The organism is Sphingomonas turrisvirgatae (genome assembly GCF_001721295.1).
Taxonomy (GTDB): Bacteria; Pseudomonadota; Alphaproteobacteria; order Sphingomonadales; family Sphingomonadaceae; genus Sphingomonas; species Sphingomonas turrisvirgatae.
The window spans coordinates 56,582-75,603 of sequence record NZ_MDDS01000075.1 but is presented as its reverse complement, the minus strand read 5'-3'; the positions used below and the strand labels follow the sequence as shown (position 1 = coordinate 75,603).

Sequence of the window (19,022 nt, the reverse complement as noted above, 5' to 3'; positions counted from 1 at the left end):
GCGGTTCGGCAATGGGTCCAATGCTTATTTTGGGGTCTTACGATAGGATCACGATATGGGTTCGTTACGCGCCGATCGATGCCGTCGCGGCATCATTGGTTCGATGACAAGGAATTAGACGCGAGCTTTGCCGGGCAATTAAGTTGGACGAAATGCCGCAACTGTTCCGCGGCCGAGGGAGGGCCGATGTACGGGCGCAACGATCTCAGGGCGACGCTCGCCCCCAAGTCCGGCAAGCCGGCGCCGACCGCGTTCAAGCGGGCGAGCTATGCGGCCTTTTACGACACGCCGCCGCAGCAGGAGACGGCGTCGGCGCGAACCTGGCTGGCGCGAGGGCAGACGCTGATCGTCGCCTATAGCGAGGTCCAGCCGGGTGCCGTGTTCGAGCGGCGCGGGCAGGTCGACGAATATGCGGTCGTGCTGACCGAAGACGGCGTCGAGGTCGAGATCGAAATCCCCGAAGGCACGGTGACGGCTAGCGACAAGAGCATCGCCTTTGTGCCGCCCGGCGACAGCAAGGTCACGGTGGTTAAGGGCGGCCGTATCCTGCGGCTGTTCACGGTCCGCTCGGAAGACCTGGCGGCGCAATGCAGCAACGCGGACGCCTATGCCGAACCGGACCCCAATGTCGCGCCGTTCGAAGCGTGGCCCGATCCGGTGGGCGAGCGAAAGGTGCGGGTCTATTCCGGCAATGTCGCACCCGAGCAGGGACGGTTCGGCCGCATCTACCGCGGTTCGACGATCATGGTGAATTTCGGCGATGGCCGGGTCGGTCCCCGCGCCGCCGACAACCTGTCGCCGCATCATCACGACGATTTCGAACAATATTCGATCGCGCTCGACGGCGATTATATCCACCATCTGCGCTGGCCGTGGATCAGCGACTCCACGCAGTGGATCGACGACGATCACGAACGGATCGCTGCCCCTTCGCTTGCCGTGATCCCGCCGCCGTCGACGCATACGTCGCAAGGCGTGTCGGAGGGGCTCAATCGCCTGCTCGACACCTTTTGCCCGCCGCGTTTCGATTTTTCGGCCAAGCCCGGCTGGGTGCTGAACGCGGACGATTACCCGATGCCTCAACCCAAGGATGAAGCGCAATGAGCGACCGGATCACTGATCTGCTGAAAGGCGCGATCGACCTGCATTGCCACAGCGGCCCATCGGTCATGCCGCGCCGGCTGAACCATGTCGAGGCGATCAAGGAAGGCGAGGCAGCGGGGCTGCGCGCGATCCTGTTCAAGGATCATTATTATTCGGTCACGCCCGTCGCGGCGCTGCTGGACGAGATCATGCCCGGGCAGATCAAGCTGCTGACCGGCGTTCCGTGCAACAATACGACGGGGGGGATCAATCCTTATGCCGTCGAGCATGGCTTCAAGCTGGGTGCGCGGCTGGTGTGGATGCCCACCTTCTCGGCCGCCAACCATATCCGCCATTCGCATCGCCAGCAGTTCCTGCCGACCAAGGACAAGATGCTTGCACCCACGATGCTGACCGTCGTCGACGAACGCGGGCGCATCAGGGACGAGGTGCTGCCGGTCCTCGACCTGATCGCGGAATATGATGCGGTGCTGTCGGCCGGTCATCTCCACATCAGCGAGATCTGGCCCTTGTTCACCGAGGCCAAGAAGCGCGGTATCACGCGGTTGCTGGTCAACCACCCCACCTTCCTGATCGGCTGCACGCCGCCCGACATGGCCGAGCTTGCCAAGATGGGCGCCTATCTGGAGCATAGCTGCTGCATGTGGGCGGGCGTGCAGGGGCGCAATTACAGCCACGACAGCCTGAAAATGTGCATCGAGGCCGGCGGCGTGCCCAACACCATCATCGGATCGGACCTGGGCCAGGTCGGCAACCCGACGCCGGTCGAGGGACTGCGCTATGTCATCCAGATGCTGATCGACCTCGACTATGGCGACGACGATATCCGCGCGATGATCGGCGGCAATGCGAGCAAGCTGATGGGGCTGGACCAGCCAGGCGCCATCGTCGCGCCGGAATTGCAGGCGATTGCATGAGCGAGGCGCGCGGCTTCCACCTGCTGATCGACGGCGTGTTGCGTCCCGGTGTGTCGACCTTCCCGGTCATCAACCCGGCAACCGCGCAGCCCTTTGCCGATTGTCCGAAAGCTGACGAAACGCTGCTGGATCAGGCCGTCGCAGCAGCGGGGCGTGCCTTTCCGGCCTGGGCGGCCACGCCGGCCGGGGAGCGCGCTACGCTGGTCGCGCAAATCGCCGACGCGCTCGAGGCGCGAGTCGATGAATTCGCCGCGCTGCTGACCGCCGAACAGGGCAAGCCGCTGGATCAGGCCGCGCGCGAAATCCGAGGTTCCGCATTCGTGCTGCGCGCTTTTTCCACCATGACGATCGAACCCAAGGTGCTGCGGGACGATGGCACGAACCGCGTCATCGAACATCGCGTGCCATTGGGTGTGGTCGCTGCGATCACCGCGTGGAACTTCCCGCTCGTCCTGCTCGTCAACAAGGTCGGGCCGGCGCTGGTCGCGGGCAACACGATGGTGTGCAAGCCCGCGCCGACAACGCCGCTCACCACCTGTCTGTTCGGCGAATTGTGCCAGAAAATCCTGCCGCCCGGGGTGCTCAACGTCATCTGCGACGAGAACGAGCTGGGACCCATCCTGACCGGGCATCCCGACGTGGCGAAGATCGCCTTCACCGGATCGACCGCCACGGGCAAGCGCGTGATGGCGACCGCAGCGCAGACGCTGAAGCGCGTCACGCTGGAGCTGGGCGGCAACGACGCCGCGATCGTGCTGGACGACGTCGAACCCGCATCGGTCGCGGCAAAGATATTCGACGGGGCGATGCGCAACGCCGGCCAGATCTGCTTTGCGGTCAAACGGACCTATGTGCCTTCGGCGATCTACGACGAATTCTGCGACGAGCTGGCTCGACTGGCGGAAGCGATGGTGATCGATGATGGCGCGAACCAGGGCGCACAGATCGGCCCCGTGCAGAATCGTCAGCAGTTCGACAAGGTCGCGGCGCTGATCGAGGCAAGCGGTGGCGAGGGGCGGATCATCGCGGGCGGTCCGCCGCTCGACCGGCCGGGATACTTCATCCCGCCGACGATCGTGCGCGATATTCCGGACGAGGCGGAGTTGGTGCGGGAGGAGCAGTTCGGGCCGGTCCTGCCGGTTCTGAAATACGACGACATCGACGAGTTGATCGATCGCGTGAATGCGACCGACTATGGCCTGGCCGGCAGCGTGTGGGGCCGCGACGTGGCAAGGGCGACGGCGGTTGCCAAGCGAGTCGCCAGCGGCACCGTTTGGGTCAACCAGTTGACCTCGCTCGATCCGCGCATTCCGTTTCGTGGCTGGCGTCAGTCGGGCATGGGGACCGAGATGGGGCAGGAGGGGCTGGAGGAATATACCCAGGCCCAGGTCATCAACGCCGTCCCGCTGGATTGAGCAAGCGCCGCCGACGGGCGGCGCCGCGTACGGCCCTGGCCTAGAAGAAGTAGAAGCGCAGCGCCGCGTCGGACATCCGCCGGCGCACGCGTGCGTCGGGAATGATGCGGTAGAGCGTCTGGAGCGTGTCGGCATAGGACACGCGGTCCTCCGCCCCGACATAGGGCGCGTCGCTGCCCCAGAAGAGCCGCTCCGCACCCGCTTCGGCCAGCAAGCGCGCGGCATAGCTTTCCAGGCGATCGGCGGGCAGGCGGAACCCGGCCGAGATCTTGACGAAGGTGCGACCGAGCGCGATCGAGCGCAACATCGCCGTAAAGCCGGCGCCCGCCATCTCGCCCTCGCTGCGCAGCAGGCCGAAGTGATCGACCACCACCGGAATGGGGTGGTCTGCCAGTGCGGGCAACATCTGCGCCAGCTGCGGCCCGCTGAGGTTGAGCTCAAGATGCATGCCGGCATCGGCCAGGCGGGTCACGAACCGGCGGAAGCGATAGCCGGTCAGATCCGGCAGCGCAGCCGTCAGCGGGATCTGGAAGCGAACGCCGCACACGCCCTGCGCGCGCAGCGAAGCCAGTTCCGACGCGCTCGTATCGGGGTCGAGCATCACCGTCGCGCGCAGCCGCTTGTGCTGCGCCAATGCCGCCAGCGTATAGTCGTTATACTCGCCGAACAGGCTCGCCGCCGTCACCACGCCGAAGCTGACACCATGCACATCCAGGTCGGCCAGATAAGCTTCGACCGGATAGTCGTAATCCGGCCGGGTCCAGGCCGTGTCGGTAAACGGCATGGCGCGCGTGAAGATATGCGCGTGCGCGTCGACCACCGGCGCTTGCGGCATGTCGGTCATCCGCGCTTGCCTCCGAACAGTCGGGCGCCATTGTCGTGCAGCACGGCCGCGCGATCGGCATCGTCCAGCAGCGCCGTCGCCGCAATCGCCTGCTCAACCATTTCGGCATAGCTGTTTTGCGTGTTGCCGTAATCGGACCCCCACATCACGCGCGCCGCGCCGTACGTGTCGACCAGGCGCTTCACGAACGCCGCGGCATCGATCCCCGTTTCGGCGAAGCGGTTGAAATTGATCTGCGTGAACTTGAAGTGGATGTTGGGCACATCGACCAGTTCGAGATGTTCGGCGCCGATCGTGCCAGCATCGCCCTGTTCCACCCCGGGCCAGCCGCAATGATCGAGCGCGATCACCGTCTGCGGGTAGCGGCGGGCGAGCGCGATGATGCGGCGCAGTGCCGCGTGCGACGGCTTGCCGGGCGCGTACATCACGACCATGGCCAGTCCATGCGCGGCGGCGACATCCCATGTCGCAAGCGCCGCCGGCGAATCCAGCCACGGGTAATTGCCGTCGGCATCCGGATAGCCGAACAGCCGCAGTCCGCTCACGTTGCGCGATCCGGCAAGCGTGTCGAGCAGCGCGGGCGCGCCTGCCTCGTTCGCGCGCAGGATGAGGACGGCTGCTACGCGATCGGGATGCGCGTCCGCGACATCCAGCGTGTAGCTGTTATCGGTCTTGTACACCGTATTGTACTGTACCGCCGCCCCGCCGGTGACGCCGCATTCGTCCCATAGCGACAGCACGCGCGCCGCCGTCGAAGGATCGCGGTTCAGCCGTTCCATCAATGCTTCGGGCGTCTCGCGCGCGCCGGTCACATCGACCGGATAACGTTCGATGTCATTGGTAAAAAAATGGGCATGAGCGTCGAAAAGCTGGATCGATGACGGCGGCATCCCATTCTCCTGAAGCTGGCCGGTGGGTGATCGCATGGATAGAACCAGCCGGCACGGACGTATGTTGATATCTAATAAGGTTCGTCAATATGCGATTTTTCGCTTGTCTGCCAGGTTGGAGCGTCGCACACTCTGTTCCATCCAATTCGGGAGAGGCATGTGTTGCGTATCGTCATCGCCACAGCAATCGCGGCAGGGTTGCCGCTTATCGGGATTGCCGCGCCGGCGACCGGCAACGCGCCTGAGCCGGCGGCCGCCGCTCAGCCACCCGCTTTCGCTCAGTGCAAGGCGTGCCACAGCGTTGATCCGGCGGGGAAGTCGGGCATCGGGCCCAATCTCTATGGCATCGCCGGCAAGGTCGCCGGTGCCAAGCCGGACTACAGCTATTCCCCGGCGATGAAGGCTGCGCGCAAGAAATGGGATCGGGCTGGTCTCGATGCGTTCATCAAGGATCCCAAGGCAGTCGTGCCTGGTACCAAGATGATGGCGCCGCCCGTCGCCGATGCACAGAAGCGCAAGCAGATCGTCGATTACCTGCTCGCGTTGAACTAGGCCGACCGGCGTGGCCAGCATGCGGAGATATTCGATGAACCATGTGATCGCGGCGACCTTGGCGCTTGTTCTGGCGCAGCCGGTGCAGGCGCAGACCGCGCGACCGGCGCTGGATTATGCCAGCGCCGCGACGATCCGCGACACCTGCGTCAAATGGGCGCAGGCGCGGGGCATGAAGATGACGCTGGTGGTGCTGGACGCGCGCGCCATGCCGGTGACGCTGGCGCATATGGACGGCGTGTCGATGGCCGGCGGCGAGATCGCGCAGTGGAAGGCGAACGCCGCCGCCAAGTTCGGGCGGGCGACGGCCGATTTCGCGGCCACCCCGCCGCCGCCCGGCGTGCCCAATGTCGCGGCCATGCAGGGCGGGGTGCCGATCTATACGACCGCCGGCGTGCTGCTGGGTGGTGTGGGGGTTTCGGGTGGCAAGCCGACGGATGACGCCGCCTGCGCGGCAGCCGGTATCGAGGCGGCGGGCCTCACGCCCGCACGCCCCGTGCAGCCAGCTCAATAGGCATCGATTTCCTTCAAAGCCTCGGCTGCCAGCGCCCAGCTTTCGACGCCGCCGGCAACGCCGATATACATGGTCGTCTGTAACAGCGTCTCGCGGATATCCTCCTTGGTCGCGCCGTTCTGCACCGCGCACTTCACCAGCCGCTTGAGCGGGGTGTGGCGATTGAGGGCAGCGCAGATCGCCATCGTGATCAGGCTGCGCTCACGCACCGTCAGGCCGGGCCGCGTCCAGGTTTCGCCGAAGCAGGCCGAGGTCACGTAGTTTTCCAGCGGCTCGTGGAAATCGTCGGTCGTCTCCAGCCGCTCGACGCTCGCCGGGCCGAAAAGCTGCTTGCGCATGTCGCGTCCCGCCTCGAATGCCGGATCGCCGTTCTTGAGTGCCATGGTCAGTTCCTTGTTGATCGGTCGTGGTTGCGGAATGCCTCGCCAAGCCAGCGCATCTCGTCCCGCGCGGGTTGCGACATGCCGACAGCGCGCAGGAAGCCGTGGCACATCGCCGGGGCGATGCGAGTTTCGACGGATATGCCCGCCGTTCGCAGCCGGGCAGCATAGTCGACACCCTCGGCGAGCACGGCATCATGTTCGGCGCCCAGCATAATGGCGGGCGGCATGGCGGACAGGTCGGCGATCTCGATCGGCGGTGGCAACGGCTCCGCGTCGCGTGCCTGGCAGCTGTGATAAGTCGTGATCATCGCGCCGATGATCGGGCGGGTCAGCAGCGGGTCACGTGCGCTGAGATATGCCGCCCGCGCGCCGTTGAGGTCGTAGACGCCATAAAGCAGCAGCTGGCAGATCAGTGGGGGATGACCGGTGCGGGTGGCGCGCGCGGCAAGATGCGTGGCGATGAATGCCCCCGCGCTGCCGCCCGCCACCGCGATCCGCGCCGGATCGATGGCCAGTGCGCCCGCCATGGCATGAAGCCAGTCGAGCACGTCGAAAGCTTCGCGCACCATGCCCTGCGGCGTGGCTTCGGGCAGTCGCATATAATCGACGCTCACCACCACCGCGCCGCTCGCCTCGGCCAATGCCGTCGCCAGCCCGTCATAGCTTTCGACGCTGCCCTGGGTGAAGCCGCCGCCATGGAAGTAGAGGATCGCGGCCTGCGCGTCTGCAACGGGCCGATAGAGCCGCACGCGCGTTTCGCGCCCCTCGCTTACCACGTAGCTGTCGCAGACCGTCATGCCGGCTGGGCGCGGATAGGCGATGCGGTGCGCGTCGCGATCGGCCATCAGCCTTGCCGTTTCGAGCGACGGGGCAGGGCCGGGGGGCCTGCGCACCGTTGCCAGATATTGGGTCAGTCCATCGGCCAACTGTAGCGGTTCGGTCGGGAGCGGGATCGGCCCGTGGGTCACTGACGCTCCTATCGTGGCAGTCGGCTGACATGCTATCAACGCTTGGCTTATATCAATTGTGGTGCCATGTTGAACGGCATTTGTAAATAGCAACTGGATTGGAGAGGGCATGTTCAACTCGGCGGTGAAGCGGAAGCTGACGGCGGGGGAAACGGTGTTCGGCAGTTTCTTCAAAGTGGATTCGCCGGCGATTGCCGAGCTATATGGGCTGGCCGGATTCGATTTCCTGATCCTCGACGCCGAACATGGCTGCCTCAGCCATGCACAGATCGAAAATCTCGTGCGGACCTGCGAGCTGATGGGGATGAGCAGCGTGGTGCGCACGCCCGATGCGGAGGAGGCAAATATCCTCCACGTGCTCGACAGCGGCGCGAGCGGCATTCAGGTTCCGTCGCTGAAAAGCGCGACGGAGGTGCGGGAGGTCATCCGCAAGGCCAAATACTGGCCGCTGGGCGAGCGCGGATCGGCGCGCGCCTGCCGCGCGGCCGGCTATGGCACGATGGATGATTATGAGCAGCGAGCGAATGCCGAGACGTTGGTCAGCGTGCATGTCGAGAACAAGGAGATGGTGGAGGATATCGAGGCGCTGTGCGCGATCGATGAGCTCGACGTGCTGTTCATCGGCCCGGGCGACTTGAGCGCCTCGCTCGGCCACCCCGGCAACGCCAGCCATCCCGATGTCGTCGCGGCGATCGATCGGGTGATCGAAGTCGCCGCGGGGCGCAAGCATCTTGGCACCGTAGTCGGCAATGCCAAGGCGCTGGAAACCTATGTCGCGCGCGGGGTGCACTATATCGCCTGGCTTTCCGACCTGGGGCTGATGCGCGGCGCACTGGCGGGCGCGGCGGCGAACTTCACCACCTATCGCGGCGACAAGGCATGAAGCGCCCCGCCGGCGGCAAGGGCCGCGAACTCGCCAGCGTCGCGCCGCTGCTCGACCAGCTGACGCAAGAGGTGCTGTACGATCGCGTGTGGGAGCGCAGCGAGCTGTCGCCGCGCGACCGCAGCCTCATCACCATCACCTGCCTGATCGCGCTCAATCGCGACCAGACGCAGGGGCATATGGAACTGGGCCTGGAAAACGGACTGACGGTCGAGGAACTGGGCGAGGCGATCGCGCAGATCGCCTTCTACGCCGGCTGGCCGGCCGCGGTCAGCGCCGCGCGCAAGCTCAAGAACCTGGTGGATGCGCAACCGGCACAGGAATAGGCGAGGGGGCGTTTACCCCCGCCCGAGGAACGGAATCTTGTTCTGCACGACCAGCGCCTCATAGAAATTGAGGTGGTCGGGCAGGTCCGCCATGTGCACGATGACGTCGGCGGCATCTTCGGGCTGCGCCACCAGATCATCGGGCAGGCTGCTCAAGCCCCCGCCCAATTCCGTCGCGACGATGCCGGGATGGAACACCGAAACCGCGATATTGTCGGCGCGGCAGTCGATCGCCAGCGCGCGGGTCAAGCCGTCCAGCCCCCATTTGCTCGCGGTGTAGGCCGGGCTGTTGGCGCGCGGCACCTTGGCCGAGATCGACCCGACATTGATGATCCGGCCATGCCCCTGCCGCTTCATGATCGGGATCGCGGCGCGCGCGCAAAGAAAGGCGGAGGTGAGGTTCGTGTCGATTACCTTGCGCCACAGATCGAGCGGCATGGCGTCGGCCGGCGTGCTGTCGGCGATGCCGGCATTGTTGACCAGCACGTCGACAGTATCGAACCGGGTTTGCGCCGCATCGAACAGCGCGGCGACCGCCGCTTCGTCGGTCACGTCGGTCGAAACGGCGAGGGCCTGACCGCCGCCGCTTTCGATCCGCTCGACAAGCTGCGTCAGCCGCTCGGCGCGTCGCGCAGCCAGCACGACGCGCGCGCCCTTTGCCGAAAAGGCCAGCGCACAGGCCGCGCCGATGCCCGAGCTTGCGCCCGTGATGACGGCGACGCGGCCGGCCAGGATGCTCATCGTGCGGCGCGCTCCGCCTGGTTCGACACCAGCGCCAGCGGATCGTCGGCCACCACCGCGAGGCCGCCGCCACGATCCGAGCGGACATTCTCGAATGTCCCGGCCTGCTTTTTGCGAAGACCATAGGATTGGGTGGGCGCGATATCCTCCTTCGCGATCGGCGCCATGCGCGGCTTGCGCGCCAGTGCCGCCTCGATGAAGGGTGCGAGCTCGGCCTGCTTCTTCGCCAGCCGCTCGTCCTCGCCTTCCTTGAGGCGCGGCATCACCTTGTCCGCGAACAGGTTCAACGACTCGCAGATATGCTCGTGGTTCGCGGGGCCGGTCTGTTGCACGAAGATGATCTGGTCGACCCCGACATCGGCATAGGCCTTGCAATGTTCATAGACCTGATCGGGCGTGCCGATCCCGCCATTGCCGTGATTGTCCTCGATCCCCGCTTCGGCCTTCTTGAAGCCTTCCCAGATAGTCGAGTGGCCGGGCGTATGCGCGCCGAACGAAGCGTAGAAGCCGAGCGAGTAACCGAAATATTTGAACCCTTCGGTGCCGCGTGCGATCGCTTCCTGCTCATCCTCGTTCACCGACAGGGCGGTGACGATCGCGAAATTGGCGTTCACCGCATGGCCGATCGGCACGCATTCTTCCGACCGGATGATGTCGTAATATTCCTGCACCCATTTGCCCGCCTGTTCCGGCGCGGCAAAGCCGAACACCAGCGCGCCCATGCCGTTGCGCGCCGCGTGGAGGATCGTGTCGCGGCGCGAACAGGCGACCCATAGCGGCGGGTGCGGACCCTGGAGCGGCTTGGGCACGATGTTGCGCGTGGGCATCGAGAAATGCTCGCCCTCGAAACCGGGATAAGGCGTCATGGCCAGCATGTTGGCGGTCTGCTCGGTCGCTTCGCGCCACATGCCCTTCTTGTCGTCGGGATGGACGCCGAACCCTTCCAGTTCGATCGCGGTGCCGCTTTCCCCGGTGCCCCATTCGACGCGTCCGTTCGACAGGAGGTCGAGCGTCGCGATGCGTTCTGCGACTCGTGCGGGATGGTTGATCTTGGGCGGCATCACGCAGATGCCGTGGCCAAGGCGCATCCGCTTGGTGCGCTGGCTGAGCGCGCCGAGAAACACTTCGGGCGCGGAGCTGTGCGAATATTCCTCGAGGAAGTGATGTTCGACCAGCCAGGCGTAATCATAGCCCAGCCGGTCCGCCAGCTCGAGCTCGTCCAGCGCGTTGTGGAAGATCTGCCGATCCTTTTCCGCTGTGAACGGGGCGGGCGACTGGTGTTCGTAGAACAGGCCGAACTGCATGGGATTACCTCCGCTTCCTCTCCCGCCGCCCGACTTGTCGATGGGCCGGCGACAATGACAGCCTGGCTTATATCAGGGTCGCGCCGCCGTTCAAGGAAAAGCAGCCAGGCTGATAATATCGTGGCTCAGCGTGCCGCCTGGGCGAGGCGAAGCGCACGCGAATAGCCGCCGTCGAGGTAGATCAGCGGATCGGGGTCGCCCTCGATCACGACATGGCGGACGTTGCCGATGATCACGGCATGCGTGCCATGTTCGACATAGGTCGCATGGGTGCAGAAGAAGCTCGCCTGCGCGCCCTGCAGATAGGGGACGCCATCCGCGTCGGCCGACCAGCGCCCGGTCGCGAAGCGGTCTTCGCCCTTTGCGCTGGCGCAGGCGAGGGAGATGTCCAGCTGGTCGCGGTGCAGAATGTTGATACAGAACGCGGCGCCTGCGGTCAGCGGTTCGTACAGGCTCGCGCTGCGGTTAACGCAGGCAAGCAGCGAGGGCGGATCCATGCTCAGTTCGCTGACTGCCGTCGCGACCATGGCCCAGCGGCGATCCTCGTGCCACGCCGTGATCACGACCACCGCCTTGCCAAGCCGGCGCAGGCCCAGCTTCAGCTGGTCGGCGACGCTGGATTCGGCCGCCTTCAGTTCAGTCGTCATGGTCCAGCCCCTCTCGGCCGATAATGCGCAGGCCATAGCCTTCGATACCCGACAGCCGCGCTTCGCTGTCGGTGAGCAGCACCAGATCGCGAACGCCGAGATCGAGCAGGATCTGCGCGCCCACACCATAATCGCGGATCCGCTGTTCGCTGGTAGGCGTCAGGCCGTTGCTGCGCCGTTCGGAAATCGCCGTCACGGACGGGTCGCGGATGAACACGATGACGCCGGCACCATCATGCTGCCCAATCTTTGCCAGCGCGCGTTGGACGTAATGCCGGCGTTCGGTCCGCGGCCCCAGCATGTCGGACACGAAGTCGAGGCGGTGCATCCGCACGAGGGTCGGCTGATCGGGTTCGATCCGCCCGCGCCACAGGGCAACATGCTCGACATCGTCGATCGTGCTGCGAAAGACCGACAGGCGAAATCCGTCGCCATGCACACTGTCGAACGCTTCTTCGTGCACCCGCGCAACGCACCGTTCGGTGCGGCGGCGATATGCGATCAAGTCTGCGATCGTGCCGATCTTCAGCCCATGCAGCTGCGCGAAGGCAACCAGTTCGGGAAGGCGGGCCATCGTCCCGTCGTCGTTCATCACCTCGCAGATGACGCCGGCCGGGATCAACCCGGCAAGCCGCGAGATATCGACCGCTGCCTCGGTATGGCCGGCGCGGACCAGCACGCCGCCCGGCCGCGCGACCAGCGGGAACACATGGCCGGGCGAGACCACGTCCTCGCAATCCTTGGTCGGGTCGATCGCGACCGCCACGGTATGCGCGCGGTCCTGTGCCGAAATGCCGGTGCTCACCCCCTCGCGCGCCTCGATCGAGATCGTGAAGGCGGTGCCGTGGCCGCTGTTGTTCTCGGCCACCATCGGCGGCAGGCGCAGCTTGCGCGCGCGCTCGTCCGTCATGGCGAGGCAGATCAGCCCGCGGGCATGGCGCGCCATGAAGTTGATCTGCGCCGGCGTAGCGAACTGCGCCGGGATGATGACGTCGCCCTCATTCTCCCGCGCTTCGGCATCAATCAGGATATAGGGTCGGCCCTCTCGCGCCGCGTCGATGATGTCCTCGATCGACGAGATCGCGCCGTGCAGGGGCTCGTCGAACGCGGCGTTGTTCGGCTCAATATGCACCGGCGGCCTGCAAGGCTTCGCGGGCGTGGCGCCAGCTGTCGGAACCGGCGGGCAAGCCGACATAGATCGTCGCGTGCAGCAAGATCTCGCGGATCTCGTCCTTTGTCACGCCGTTGGCCAGCGCGCCGTTGATGTGGTTCTTGAGCTGATCGGGCCGCGACTGACCGATCAGCAGCGCGATCGTGAGCATCGAGCGCGTCTTGCGATCGAGTTCCGGCCGGCTCCACACATCGCCAAAGCACATGCGGGTGACCAGGTCCTGCAACGGTTCGTTGAAGTCGTCGGTCTTGTCCAGTGTTGCGACGCCCGGCTCGCCGAACATCTCGAGCCGCATCGCGCGGCCGCGGTCGTAGCTGTCGTCTTTCTTCATGGTTCGTTTCCTTTGAGGATGGCTTGCAGTGCGCCGGCCGCTTGACTGAGTTCGATGCGCGCCGCGTCGGACACGGCGAGCGCGCGCAGGAAGCCGTGGATCATGCCCGGCGCGACGCGGAGGGTGGCCGGCACGCCCCCCGCCTTCAGCGCCGCAACCAGCGCCTCTGCCTCGTCGCACAAGGGGTCGAGTTCCGCAGCGACGACGTGGGTCGGCGGCAATCCGCCAAGATCGGGGCGATCGACGGGCGCGGGATGCGCGACCAGGCCGCCCTTGTCGCGAAACAACGCGATGTACTGCCGCACGCGCTCGCCGGTGAGCAGCGGGTCGTGGCTGCGCGCATAAGCCGCGCGGGCGGGGTCCATCGCGAACGTTCCATAGAACAGCAGTTGGAAGGCGGGCATCGCGTGCCTCGCGTCGCGCTGATTGGCGGCGCAGCACAGCGCGAGCAGCGCACCGGCACTGTCGCCGGCGACACCGGTGCGGGCAGGGTCGATGTCCAGCACCTCGGCCTGCCGGATGGTCCATGCGAAGGCCGCATCGCAATCCGACTGGGCGGCGGCATAGTCCGCTTCGGGCAAGCGGCGATATTGCACGCTGACGACGACAGCGCCGCACTGTTCGGCAAGCGCCGCGCCGACCACGTCCAAACTCTCGATGCTGCCCATCGAGAAGCCGCCGCCATGAAAGTAGCAGATCGCCGGCCGGGCACCGGAATCGCCGGGATCGTAAACGCGCACGGGAATGCTGCGGCCACCGGCAGCGATGGTGGTGTCGAAACGCCGCGCTGTGGATGGCGCAGCGAATCGCCAGGCGCCAAGGTCGCCGTTCAGCCGCAGCGTCGCCAGATCGGACGCAGGCGGCGTGCGGCGGAACAGTTCGATATAGTGCGAGATGCCGCTGGCCAGCGGCGGCGCATGGCGGTCCGCCCCGCCGTCCGCTTCAGCCGACGGCCTCATACCGGATCTCGAACGGGATTTCGGGCAGGTCGGCGAGGCGTGGCGCGACTTCGCGCGCGACTAGGGTCAGGTTGTCGGCCGTATCGGCATGATCCAGTTCGCCGGCCTGACCCATCATCAGCAGGTTGCCGAACCCACCGGTCTCGCCATGGAACTGCGCGAGCTGTTCGTACACGTCGTCGGGCGTGCCGACGAAGAACAGCCCGGCATCCATATACTGCTCGATCGTACCATCGACTGGAAGCGGCTGGCCGTTGCGCATGCGCGGGCGCATCGCCGACGGGCCGGCCTGCAGCATCCGTACATTGGCCTCAACCGCGTTGAAGCCCCATGGATTGCGGAATTGCGGATCGAGCCGCGCCGCCGTCGTAAAATAGCTCTTCATCTGCTCGGCGCGGCGGAACGCGGTCGCGCGGTCGTTCGCGCAGGCGACGAGCGCCAGATAGGCGAGCTTATCCTGCGAGGCCTGGCGGCCATGCGCCTCCAGATAGGCTTCGCGGTAGCCGGTGAAGACGGACCGCGCGACGGCGCCGGACAGGAAGGTCGCACAGGTATAATCGCGCCGGCCATATTCGCGCGCGCTCGACGCGCTGGACGCCGTGCCCCACATCGGCGGGCGCGGCTGCTGGATCGGGCGCGGCCAAAGGCTGGCGGTGCGATAGTGGAAATGTTCGCCCTCCCAAGCGAAATTGTCGCCAGTATTACCCAGCGCATCGAGGATGAGGTCGTGCGCTTCCCAGAACCGGTCCATGAACCCGGTCGGCTGGCGGTTGGACATGAACAGCTCATACGCCGCGCCCTTGACCAGCCCGACCTCGAGCCGCCCGCCCGACAGGCAATCGACCATCGCGATCTCTTCCGCGACGCGCAGCGGGTTGGAACGGTTGGCGAGCGGAATGCCGAGCGCGAGAAGCCGCGCCTTGCTGGTCTGCCGCGCCAGAATGGCCAGCGTCGTCATGCACGAGGTCGACATGCAGGTTGCGGCGGCATGGTGTTCGTTCACCATGATGTTGAGGCCGAGTTCGTCGGCGAGAAGATATTCGTCCAGGTAGCGGTTGAGCAGTTGCCCCGCCTCGGCCGGATCGCAATGGTGCTGAGGCAGCGTCACGCGCATCGCCCCCGGCACCTGAAAGGCGGGGTGATATGCCTGTTCGCTGAACTGCCAGATCTTCATATCGTCTCTCCCGGAGGGGTCAGCGCGCGGCGAACTGTGCGACGCGATTGGCAAATGCGCCCGGCTGATCGGCGTGCAGCCGGTGGCCGGCATCGGGCATCGTCTCGACCGCCGCCTGCGGCATCGCATCCGCCCACGCCGCGCGATATTCGGCGCTGACGATGGCGTCGTCGCTGCCCCAGAGGATCAAGGCGGGCGGGGCGATGCGGTGCAGCCGGTCGCCCAGCTTGGGGTTGGCCATATAGGGCGTCCAGCCATACAGGCTCGCCGCCTCGTCATTGCGCATCAGGCGGCGGATGCGTTCTTCCGGCAGTCGCGTCAGCACGGCCATGTCGCTGCCGGGCGTCGGGTCGCCGAGCTGCATCCGCGCGCCCAGCTCCTGGCGGGAAAGCATAAAGATGTCGGCGACATGCTGTTCGCGCCGGTTCGCTGTCGGAAGGCCGAGCGGGGAGGCGAGCACGAGGTGCGCGGCGCGGCCCGGCTCCTTGGTGAGCATCTCGGCCGCGGCCCAGGCGCCGAACGAGACGCCGGCGATGACTGGCCGGTCGAGCGCAAGCAACGTCAGCAGGTCGAGATAGAAATAGCCGAGATCGTCGACCCGATCGAGCCGCGCGGGACGTTCCGACCCGCCAAAACCGGGATGTGACGGTGCATAGACGGTGAAATGCCGTGCCAGTTCGCGCAGTACGCCGGCCGATCCCTCAAGCCCGTCCAGGCCGTGCAGGAACAGGAGCGGCGCGCCGCTTCCAGCGGTCAGCATCTCGATCGCCGTGCCACGCACGCTGACTGTGGAGAGAGTGCCGAAATCAAGCTCGTCCAGGCCGCCGGTATCCATCATGCTCCACTCGTCTTGGGTCGTCCTGTCGACAGTGTTTCCGCACGACTGATAGGTCCAATTCTTTGTTCTTGAGCGATCGATGCCTGCCAAGTATGGGTTGGGCATGGAGCTCAGACATTTGCGGTATTTTCGGGCGATCGGCCGCGAGGAGCATTTCGGGCGCGCCGCCATTGCGCTGCGCATCGCGCAACCTGCGCTGACGCGGCAGATCCGCGATCTCGAGGCCGAACTGGACGTCGAACTGTTCGAACGCCTGCCGCGCGGGGTGCGCCTGTCCAACGCGGGCGGGGCGTTCCTGGAAGATGTCGAGGAGATCCTGCGTCAGGTCGATCGGGCAGTCGATCGCGCGCGGCGCATGGGCAGTGGGCATCTTGGCACGATCCGCGTCGGGTTGAGCGAGATCATGGCGACCTATGACTTCATCTCGCGCGGGCTGTTCGATTTCCGCGCCAACGAGCCCTCAGTCGAACTCGATTTGCGCTCGACCGGCTCACTTGCTCAGATTGCCGCGCTCAAGGATGGCGCGCTCGATGTGGGGATCGTCTACGACGCGCATCTGGAAGAACGCGATCGCGAGGCGCTGAGTTCGACAGCGATCGGCGCGGGCGAAACCATGCTGGCGGTCCATGAGAGCCATCGCTTCGCCCAGCGCGAGTCGGTCACGCTGGCGGAGATCGCCGACGAACCGGTACTTGGGCCGGCGCGCACATTGGCCGCGGGCTATTACGACCGGGTGGTCGGCGCGCTCATCCGCAACGGCAACGCGCCGCGGTTCGTTCAGGAGTGCACGACGAACTCGATCCTGTTCAGCCTGGTATCGGTGGGCATGGGCGTCGGTATCGTGACGACGGCGGGACCACATACGCCGGGCCACAATATACGACTGGTGCCGATCGCCGACCTGGGCCTCACGTTTGAGGTCATGCTGGTCTGGCGGACGCGGGACCGGTCGGCCGCGCTGCAACGCTTTCTCGACAAGATGCTGGAACACGCGTCCTTGTCATCCCGGCGGGAGGACAAGGACGACTGAACGCCGTGCTATAGGCTGGGCCGAAAGGAATTGCGCATGACCGATCCGCGACCGCTGAAGGGGCTTTACCATTTCGCCTATCCGTGTCGCGATGCGGAGGAAACGCGGCATTTCTACGAGGATATTCTCGGCCTTCCGCTCGTCAATTGCATGCTGTCGGAGCGTGTGCCGAGCACGGGCGAAGAGACGCCGTACGTCCATTTCTTTTTCGAGATGAGTGACGGCTCATACATCGCCTTTTTCGATCTGGGCGGGGACGAATTGCCCGCGCCGTCGCCGAACACGCCGGACTGGGTGCAACATTTTGCCATCGAGACCGACTCGGTGGAGAGCGTCGAGGCGATGCGGCAGCGGCTGGCAGCACATGGCGTGAAGACGACGCCGCTGGTCGATCACGAATTCGTCCGCTCGATCTATTTCTTCGATCCCAATGGCTTGCGCCTGGAAATTGCGGCCCGGACTGAAGCGCCCGGCTTCCTGGAACAGGCCGCTAGCGAGGCGCATCAGACCCTTGCGACGTGGAACCGGCGCAAGCACGGCTGAGTTTGGTCCAAACTCGCGTGGACAGCGCGAGCGCCGCTTGGCAGGAAGATCGCTGGATCAACGGCGGTCGAGGACCCAATGGCAGATACTGAGCAATCCAAGCGACGGGTTCAGTCGATCGAGGTCGGCTTTCGCGTGCTGCGCGTGCTGCGGATGGCAGAGGGGCCGCTGCCCCTGCGCGAGATTGCCGCGCGCGCCGCGATGCCGCCCAGCAAGGTGCATCTGTACCTCGTCAGCTTCGTGCGCGAGAACATGGCCTATCAGGATCCCCAGAACGGCCATTACGGCCTGGGGTCGTTCGCGATCCAGCTGGGCCTAGCCGCGGTTCGGCAGCTCGACGTCGTCTCGCTCTCGGCCGAAGCGCTGACCAGCTTGCGCGACAGCACCGACTGTGCCGTTTACCTGTCCCTGTGGGGTGATCGCGGGCCGTGCATCGTCGCCAAGGCGGACGGCACGCTGCAAGGCGCATTCTCGCTGCGACTTGGCTATATCCTGCCACTTACCACCAGCGCGACCGGCCTGGTGTTCCTGGCCCATCTCCCAAGTTACGAGTCCGATCTCGCCCGCGCGGCGCTTGCCGCGTACGAGGCCGATCGCGTCCCCAACGGCCCGGCAGCCGACGATGTCGCCGCCAGCGTGGATAAGGTGCGCAAGCTGGGATACGCCTCCACGGTGGGCAGCCTCAACCGCAACTTCGCGGGCATCGCCGCGCCGATCTTCGATTACAGCAACCGCATCGCGGCGACGCTGACCATTTTAGGTCCCAGCGATTATATGAGCCGCGGGCGGCACAAGGAGTTCGCCAAGCTGCTGCTGAAGGCTGCGCAGGACGTGTCGGAGAGGATGGGCGCGCTCGGCACGCAGGCTAGCTGAGGCGCTGGACCCCGGCGCGACGATATTCGGGCGCCAGCTCCTCGATTTCCCGGCCCTCGCTCGCTTCGTCGGTCTGATCGAGCGACACCAGCAGACGATGGAGATGGTCGCGCAAGACGTCCTGTTCGCCCTCATCCAGCGCGCTCAGCAATTGCCGCTCGAGCGCCCGCGAATCCTTTTGCACCTGCTTGAGCGTAGTGGCGCCGCGTTCGGTCAGCCGCACCTCCAGCAGGCGCTTGTTCGAATCGCTGACCCGCCGCTCGATCAGCCCCTTCGCCTCGAGGAGCGCGATCTGCTTGATCATGGTCTGCGGCTTCACGTCATATAGCCGCGCAAGCTCAGCGGACGACAAGTCGGGCCGCGTCGACAATGTCGTGAGAATCCGGAACTGGACGGCCGTCACGTCGAACGGGCTCAGCACCGTTTCGAGCCGTACATAGGCCTTGTACTGCACCTGCTTGACGAGGTGCAGGATGGATTGCGCATTCGTCCTTTTGGTCCCCATCCGTCCTTAGTGTCGCATCCCCAGGCATGTGTCCAGCGACGCCGGTTCGGTGAAATGCATACTGGACGACCGCGCCTATCTAAGCCAAGCTGACAAAATACTGGCGTTCG

23 protein-coding genes are annotated in these 19,022 nt (G+C 65.5%); 10 read left to right on the top strand and 13 right to left on the bottom strand.

The annotated features are described in order from the left end of the window. The first annotated feature begins 186 nt into the window (after window positions 1-186). Genes BFL28_RS17900 through BFL28_RS17890 form a run of 3 tightly spaced genes read left to right on the top strand, consistent with a single transcriptional unit; the run spans window position 187 to window position 3,436 of the window. Window positions 187-1,104, top strand: a complete 918-nt coding sequence (locus tag BFL28_RS17900) for a hypothetical protein (RefSeq protein ID WP_069321876.1) — start codon at window positions 187-189, stop codon at window positions 1,102-1,104. Beyond that, a complete protein-coding gene (locus BFL28_RS17895) occupies window positions 1,101-2,021 on the top strand; it encodes a DUF6282 family protein (protein WP_069321875.1) in 921 nt (306 codons plus the stop codon). The genes BFL28_RS17900 and BFL28_RS17895 overlap by 4 nt, the downstream gene beginning before the upstream one ends. Next, entirely contained in the window at window positions 2,018-3,436 is a 1,419-nt protein-coding gene (locus tag BFL28_RS17890) for an aldehyde dehydrogenase family protein (protein ID WP_069321874.1), read from the top strand. Before BFL28_RS17895 ends, BFL28_RS17890 begins: the two co-directional genes overlap by 4 nt. Window positions 3,437-3,476: 40 nt before the next feature. Here BFL28_RS17890 and BFL28_RS17885 read toward each other — a convergent pair whose 3' ends face one another. Then, the gene (locus BFL28_RS17885) at window positions 3,477-4,280 is read right to left on the bottom strand and encodes an amidohydrolase family protein (RefSeq protein ID WP_069321873.1); all 804 of its coding nucleotides are present in this window, start codon (window positions 4,278-4,280) and stop codon (window positions 3,477-3,479) included. After that, window positions 4,277-5,206, bottom strand: coding sequence for an amidohydrolase family protein (locus BFL28_RS17880; protein WP_079247283.1), 930 nt, complete (start codon window positions 5,204-5,206; stop codon window positions 4,277-4,279). Before BFL28_RS17880 ends, BFL28_RS17885 begins: the two co-directional genes overlap by 4 nt. A 123-nt stretch (window positions 5,207-5,329) precedes the next feature. Between BFL28_RS17880 and BFL28_RS17875 the strand changes: the two genes are divergently transcribed. Then, window positions 5,330-5,722 (top strand): c-type cytochrome, encoded by a 393-nt coding sequence (locus BFL28_RS17875; RefSeq protein ID WP_241527392.1) that lies wholly within the window; start codon window positions 5,330-5,332, stop codon window positions 5,720-5,722. Between the two features lie 34 nt (window positions 5,723-5,756). Beyond that, window positions 5,757-6,236 (top strand): heme-binding protein, encoded by a 480-nt coding sequence (locus tag BFL28_RS17870; protein WP_158011682.1) that lies wholly within the window; start codon window positions 5,757-5,759, stop codon window positions 6,234-6,236. Here BFL28_RS17870 and BFL28_RS17865 read toward each other — a convergent pair. Both BFL28_RS17865 and BFL28_RS17860 read right to left on the bottom strand, forming a co-directional pair. Continuing rightward, window positions 6,230-6,619: a carboxymuconolactone decarboxylase family protein gene (locus BFL28_RS17865; protein WP_069321871.1), complete on the bottom strand. Its 390-nt coding sequence runs from the start codon at window positions 6,617-6,619 to the stop codon at window positions 6,230-6,232. The two genes, BFL28_RS17870 and BFL28_RS17865, sit on opposite strands and share 7 nt — an antisense overlap. Before the next feature lie 2 nt (window positions 6,620-6,621). Next, window positions 6,622-7,587 carry an alpha/beta hydrolase gene (locus BFL28_RS17860; protein WP_158011681.1) on the bottom strand — a complete coding sequence of 322 codons (966 nt, stop codon included), beginning with the start codon at window positions 7,585-7,587 and terminating at the stop codon, window positions 6,622-6,624. A gap of 109 nt (window positions 7,588-7,696) precedes the next feature. Between BFL28_RS17860 and BFL28_RS17855 the strand changes: the two genes are divergently transcribed. Together BFL28_RS17855 and BFL28_RS17850 are read left to right on the top strand one after the other, a co-directional pair. Continuing rightward, window positions 7,697-8,470 carry an HpcH/HpaI aldolase family protein gene (locus tag BFL28_RS17855; protein WP_069321869.1) on the top strand — a complete coding sequence of 258 codons (774 nt, stop codon included), beginning with the start codon at window positions 7,697-7,699 and terminating at the stop codon, window positions 8,468-8,470. Then, the gene (locus BFL28_RS17850) at window positions 8,467-8,796 is read left to right on the top strand and encodes a carboxymuconolactone decarboxylase family protein (protein WP_069321868.1); all 330 of its coding nucleotides are present in this window, start codon (window positions 8,467-8,469) and stop codon (window positions 8,794-8,796) included. Before BFL28_RS17855 ends, BFL28_RS17850 begins: the two co-directional genes overlap by 4 nt. Window positions 8,797-8,808: 12 nt before the next feature. Here BFL28_RS17850 and BFL28_RS17845 read toward each other — a convergent pair whose 3' ends face one another. The 8 genes from BFL28_RS17845 to BFL28_RS17810 form a co-directional block, all read right to left on the bottom strand. Beyond that, on the bottom strand, window positions 8,809-9,537 hold the full coding sequence (locus tag BFL28_RS17845) for an SDR family oxidoreductase (RefSeq protein ID WP_069321867.1): 729 nt from the start codon (window positions 9,535-9,537) through the stop codon (window positions 8,809-8,811). Then, window positions 9,534-10,841: an LLM class flavin-dependent oxidoreductase gene (locus BFL28_RS17840; protein ID WP_069321866.1), complete on the bottom strand. Its 1,308-nt coding sequence runs from the start codon at window positions 10,839-10,841 to the stop codon at window positions 9,534-9,536. Before BFL28_RS17840 ends, BFL28_RS17845 begins: the two co-directional genes overlap by 4 nt. A 125-nt stretch (window positions 10,842-10,966) precedes the next feature. After that, window positions 10,967-11,488: a flavin reductase family protein gene (locus tag BFL28_RS17835; protein WP_069321865.1), complete on the bottom strand. Its 522-nt coding sequence runs from the start codon at window positions 11,486-11,488 to the stop codon at window positions 10,967-10,969. Continuing rightward, complete coding sequence (ribB, locus tag BFL28_RS17830) at window positions 11,478-12,620, bottom strand: 3,4-dihydroxy-2-butanone-4-phosphate synthase (RefSeq protein ID WP_241527391.1); 1,143 nt, start codon at window positions 12,618-12,620, stop codon at window positions 11,478-11,480. Before ribB ends, BFL28_RS17835 begins: the two co-directional genes overlap by 11 nt. Continuing rightward, window positions 12,610-12,990 (bottom strand): carboxymuconolactone decarboxylase family protein, encoded by a 381-nt coding sequence (locus BFL28_RS17825; protein ID WP_069321864.1) that lies wholly within the window; start codon window positions 12,988-12,990, stop codon window positions 12,610-12,612. The genes ribB and BFL28_RS17825 overlap by 11 nt, the downstream gene beginning before the upstream one ends. Further along, window positions 12,987-13,949: an alpha/beta hydrolase gene (locus BFL28_RS17820; protein ID WP_069321863.1), complete on the bottom strand. Its 963-nt coding sequence runs from the start codon at window positions 13,947-13,949 to the stop codon at window positions 12,987-12,989. Before BFL28_RS17820 ends, BFL28_RS17825 begins: the two co-directional genes overlap by 4 nt. Further along, window positions 13,933-15,123, bottom strand: coding sequence for an LLM class flavin-dependent oxidoreductase (locus tag BFL28_RS17815; RefSeq protein ID WP_069321862.1), 1,191 nt, complete (start codon window positions 15,121-15,123; stop codon window positions 13,933-13,935). Before BFL28_RS17815 ends, BFL28_RS17820 begins: the two co-directional genes overlap by 17 nt. A 19-nt stretch (window positions 15,124-15,142) precedes the next feature. Continuing rightward, complete coding sequence (locus BFL28_RS17810; RefSeq protein ID WP_158011680.1) at window positions 15,143-15,961, bottom strand: alpha/beta fold hydrolase; 819 nt, start codon at window positions 15,959-15,961, stop codon at window positions 15,143-15,145. A 103-nt stretch (window positions 15,962-16,064) separates the two neighbouring features. On the opposite strand from BFL28_RS17810, the gene BFL28_RS17805 reads away from it, so the two are divergent. The 3 genes from BFL28_RS17805 to BFL28_RS17795 all read left to right on the top strand — a co-directional run bounded on the left by BFL28_RS17805 (window position 16,065) and on the right by BFL28_RS17795 (window position 18,407). After that, window positions 16,065-16,991, top strand: coding sequence for a LysR family transcriptional regulator (locus tag BFL28_RS17805; RefSeq protein ID WP_069321861.1), 927 nt, complete (start codon window positions 16,065-16,067; stop codon window positions 16,989-16,991). A 36-nt stretch (window positions 16,992-17,027) separates the two neighbouring features. Then, entirely contained in the window at window positions 17,028-17,534 is a 507-nt protein-coding gene (locus BFL28_RS17800) for a VOC family protein (RefSeq protein ID WP_069321860.1), read from the top strand. A 78-nt stretch (window positions 17,535-17,612) separates the two neighbouring features. Then, a complete protein-coding gene (locus BFL28_RS17795; protein WP_069321859.1) occupies window positions 17,613-18,407 on the top strand; it encodes an IclR family transcriptional regulator in 795 nt (264 codons plus the stop codon). On the opposite strand, the gene BFL28_RS17790 is transcribed toward BFL28_RS17795, so the two are convergent. Then, entirely contained in the window at window positions 18,400-18,912 is a 513-nt protein-coding gene (locus BFL28_RS17790; protein ID WP_069321858.1) for a MarR family winged helix-turn-helix transcriptional regulator, read from the bottom strand. The two genes, BFL28_RS17795 and BFL28_RS17790, sit on opposite strands and share 8 nt — an antisense overlap. Between the last annotated feature and the right edge of the window lie 110 nt (window positions 18,913-19,022).